This window comes from Algibacter sp., assembly GCF_049667265.1.
Classification (GTDB): Bacteria; Bacteroidota; Bacteroidia; order Flavobacteriales; family Flavobacteriaceae; genus Algibacter_B.
On the sequence record NZ_JBATHX010000106.1, the window covers coordinates 1 to 4,452 of the forward strand.

Genomic DNA, 4,452 nt, shown 5'->3' on the forward strand with positions numbered 1-4,452 from the left:
CGCTAATAGTTTGTACTCTAACGGCCTTGGCTATTTTAGTTACAGGTGTTTGGGAAACAACTTCTAATAATGGTGTGAGTTTAACGGCATCAGCATTCAGCAAAACCATGCCGGTTTATGGTAAATATTTGCTAATGGTTTGTGTAACCATTTTTAGTGTTTCATCGCTGTTTTCATATGCTTACTATGGTAGTAAATGCTTATCGTTTTTAATTGGAGATGATAAAAAACACTATTATAATTACATTTATATTCTCAGTATCATCCTCGCCGCTACAACACCTTTTAGCGTGATGCTAAATTTAATTGATGGCGTGTTTGCACTCATGGCAATTCCAACAATGATTTCTACATTAATTTTGGCTCCAAAAGTAGTAAAAGAGGCTAAAATTTATTTTAAAAAACTAAAATTCAAGTAATTTTCCATAATTAATCGTGCTAATTTGATATATTTATGCTAAATAAATATATATGGTAATCGATTTATGTCCTAATTGTGGTTCAGACCATTACGTTAAAAGCGGAATTGTTAATAAAAGGCAGCGCTATAAATGTAAAAAATGTAATTATTTTTTCTCAGTTAATAAGATTGGAAAGAAAATAGATGACTATTATGTAAATAAGTCACTTCAGTTGTATTTGGAAGGTCTAACCTATCGTGAAATAGAACGTATTTTAGGGGTGTCCCATGTTAGTATTATGAACTGGGTAAAAAAGTATAATATAAAACGTCCTTATAATTCTAATTATCATCCAACTTATAAAATACTAAATGCTATTGAGTTAGGTGTTTATTTTCAAAATTCAAGCAATATTAAAGGAGCAGGAGTAGTAGTGACGGAGCTTGGAGATAAATTTATGTTAATAAAATGGGAACGTTTTAAGGAGTAAGTATATTAATTTAACAAATGTATATATTGTTTTTTTATTAAACCATTCTTTTTCAGAGTTTAGCGGTGCACACAAAACCAATTAATTACTAACTAAACCATTAAACTATGAAAAAACAATCATTTTTACTTTTTACAGTATTAATGCTGATGATCCCTTTTATGGGAAGTAGTCAGGAAGAAACAAAATCTGAGGATCATTCCTATAAGCCGATGCAGCTTAAACTTAATGAAGATGGTAGTAAATATTTACGAATTATTACCTGGCATCAAATGTGGTTGCAAGCTGGAAGTGAACAGAAAGGATTGAGACATTCAATAAGAAGATCTCGTATTTTGGCTTTTGCTCAAATTTCGCCTAAATTTTTAATACTGACCCACTTTGGTTTAAATAGTCTTGGTGCTGGTAATTTATCAGCAAACCCAAATTCGCAAACGGCAAACAATAGAAGTTTGCTTTTTTTGCATGATGCTTGGGCAGAATTTGCTATAGAACCAGGAAAACTTCATGTAGGTACGGGTTTGCATTATTGGAATGGTATTTCTAGACTTTCTAACCAAAGTACTTTAAATATGATGACGCTAGATAATGCCGGTTCTGGAAATGCCGATGGGAGACTTTTTCCTTGGAATAATATTACCACAAGCGACCAATTTGCACGTCATTTAGGGGTTTATGCTAAAGGTTCTTTAGGTAACTTTAGCTATAGAATTGCGGCCAACAATGCCAGAACGAATATAGGTTCGTTGGGAGCTACACCTTCTTTTCAAGTTGATAACGTTGATGGGGCGGGGCTCTGGAATTTTGCAGGATATTTCAAATACGATCTTCTTGATAAAGAATCAGATAAACTTCCTTATTTGGTGGGAACGTATTTAGGAAAAAAGAAAGTATTTAGTTTAGGTGCTGGATTCTTCCATCATCCTGATGCATTAGCTGTTAACGATTTAGAAACTAGAGAATCTGTAACACATTTTGCTATGGATGCTTTTTATGATGCACCTTTAAATGATGAGTTAGCAATAAACGCTTTAGGCGCTTATTATAATTATAAATATGGTGATACAGATGGTTTTAATTCGGGAGGATTAGTGCCATCGTCTGGAAGTATTCTTTATGGTCAAGTAGGGGTTTTATTCACAAAAGCGAAACTCATGCCTTATCTATCTTATAGTTCTCAAAACTTAGACTTTACTCCCGATAACAGTAATGAATTGGGTATTGGTCTTAATTATTTTATAAATGGCCATTTTGCCAAAATTACTGCAGAATATACAACTGGTTCAAAAGGAGCTATTGGTGCTGAATCAACAAACATTTTCACACTTCAAACTCATATTTTTCTATAATTAACTAATCTAACCTAAAAATAATATGTCAGAAAAACAAAAACACGCAACAGCATATTGGAAGGTAAACCTTAAATATTTAGTGATATTACTAAGTATTTGGTTTATAGTTTCCTACGGCTGTGGAATTTTATTTAGAGAAGCTTTAAATGAAATTAGACTTGGTGGCTTTAAACTAGGATTCTGGTTTGCACAACAAGGTTCAATTTATGTATTCGTAATTCTAATTTTCGTTTACGTAAGATTAATGAACAAATTAGATAAAAAATACGGTTTCGACGAGTAACCCTAACTAAACTTAAAAACAAAAATTATGAGTGTACAAACTTGGACTTGGTTATTAGTAGGGATTACTTTTGCCTTATATTTCGGAATTGCAATTTGGGCTAGAGCCGGCTCAACAAAAGAATTTTATGTCGCTGGTGGAGGAGTTTCCCCATTAGCCAATGGTATGGCAACAGCCGCAGATTGGATGAGTGCCGCCTCCTTTATTAGTATGGCAGGAATTATTTCCTTTTCAGGTTATGATGGTTCTGTTTATTTAATGGGTTGGACTGGTGGTTACGTGCTGTTAGCGTTACTATTAGCGCCTTATTTACGAAAGTTTGGAAAGTTTACCGTTCCAGATTTTATTGGAGACAGATATTACTCTAACACGGCTAGAACTGTAGCCGTAATATGTGCATTAATTGTATCATTTACTTATGTAGCAGGACAAATGCGTGGTGTTGGTATTGTGTTTTCGCAATTCTTACAAGTAGATATTAACTTAGGAGTTGGTATTGGGATGGCAGTAGTATTAACTTTTGCTTTGTTAGGTGGAATGAAGGGTATTACATATACGCAAGTAGCACAATATTGTGTATTAATATTTGCATTTATGGTGCCTGCATTTTTCATTTCAATGCAAATGACAGGAAATATCATTCCACAAATAGGAATGGGAGGTACCGTTGAAGGAGGTGAATTTTTACTTGATAAACTAGATAAATTACACACCCAATTGGGGTTTAACGAATATACAAGCGGAACAAAATCTACTTGGGATGTTTTTGCAATTACCTTAGCTTTAATGACAGGTACTGCAGGATTACCACACGTAATTGTTCGTTTCTTTACTGTACCTAAAGTAAAAGATGCTCGTAAATCTGCGGGTTACGCTTTATTGTTAATTGCGATTCTTTATACAACAGCGCCTGCAATTGCAGTATTTTCTAGAACAAATTTAATAGAAACTGTAAGTGAGCAAAAATATGCTGATATTCCAGAATGGTTTAAAAACTGGGAAAACACAGGGTTAATTGCTTGGGCTGATAAAAACGGTGACGGAAAAATTCAATATGTAGCTGGTAGTGCTTTATCAAGTAAAAAGCCTGTATATACAGATGCAAGAGGAGCAAGTGGAGAACGTATGATTTCTAATGCAAGTGACGCTAAAAACGAATTATACGTAGATAGAGATATTATGGTATTAGCAAATCCGGAAATTGCAAACCTTCCTAACTGGGTAATTGCATTGGTGGCAGCAGGTGGATTGGCAGCAGCATTATCAACAGCAGCAGGATTACTTTTAGTAATTTCAACTTCTATTTCTCATGATTTAATCAAAAAGCAATTAAAGCCAGACATCTCTGATAAAGGCGAGTTAAATTGGGCAAGAGCAGCGATTTTTGTAGCTATATTAATTGCAGGGTACTTTGGTATTAACCCACCAGGATTTGTCGCCGCCGTCGTCGCATTAGCCTTTGGGCTCGCGGCTGCATCATTCTTTCCTGCCATTATTTTAGGAATTTTTGATAAGCGTATGAATAGTCAAGGGGCAATTTCAGGAATGGTTGTCGGTATTGTTATTATGTTATTCTACATGATGAAATTTAAACTAAACATGTTTGGCGGTGGAACAAGTGAAGATTGGTGGTTTGGTACATCTCCTGAAGGCTTTGGAACTATTGCAATGTGTATTAATATTGTGGTTTCAGTTGTGGTTTCAAGAATGACACCAGAGCCACCGCAAGATGTTCAAGACATGGTTGAAAGTATCAGAATTCCTTCTGGTGCTGGAGAAGCAGGTGATTCACATTAAAATATGAAAGTATATTCTTGAAAATCTTTAATTCAAGTTTATTAGTTAGGATAAATCGGCACTACTTAAAAGTAGTGCTGATTTTATTATATTAGTGAAATATAGTTTTATCTATACAAAGTCTATAGA

Annotated in this window: 5 protein-coding genes; all 5 read left to right on the plus strand. The window is 34.3% G+C overall.

Annotated features, from left to right (window positions below; genetic code table 11):
• Positions 1-419: alanine:cation symporter family protein (locus WBN21_RS03815; RefSeq protein ID WP_424197971.1), on the plus strand; the 419-nt coding region annotated here is incomplete at its 5' end.
• A gap of 52 nt (positions 420-471) precedes the next feature.
• Positions 472-891: a transposase-like zinc-binding domain-containing protein gene (locus tag WBN21_RS03820; RefSeq protein ID WP_424197972.1), complete on the plus strand. Its 420-nt coding sequence runs from the start codon at positions 472-474 to the stop codon at positions 889-891.
• A 107-nt stretch (positions 892-998) separates the two neighbouring features.
• Positions 999-2,240 carry a hypothetical protein gene (locus WBN21_RS03825; protein ID WP_424197973.1) on the plus strand — a complete coding sequence of 414 codons (1,242 nt, stop codon included), beginning with the start codon at positions 999-1,001 and terminating at the stop codon, positions 2,238-2,240.
• A 25-nt stretch (positions 2,241-2,265) separates the two neighbouring features.
• A complete protein-coding gene (locus tag WBN21_RS03830) occupies positions 2,266-2,526 on the plus strand; it encodes a DUF4212 domain-containing protein (protein ID WP_424197974.1) in 261 nt (86 codons plus the stop codon).
• Positions 2,527-2,553: 27 nt separating this feature from the next.
• On the plus strand, positions 2,554-4,323 hold the full coding sequence (locus WBN21_RS03835; protein ID WP_424197975.1) for a sodium:solute symporter family protein: 1,770 nt from the start codon (positions 2,554-2,556) through the stop codon (positions 4,321-4,323).
• The last annotated feature ends 129 nt before the right edge of the window (positions 4,324-4,452 follow it).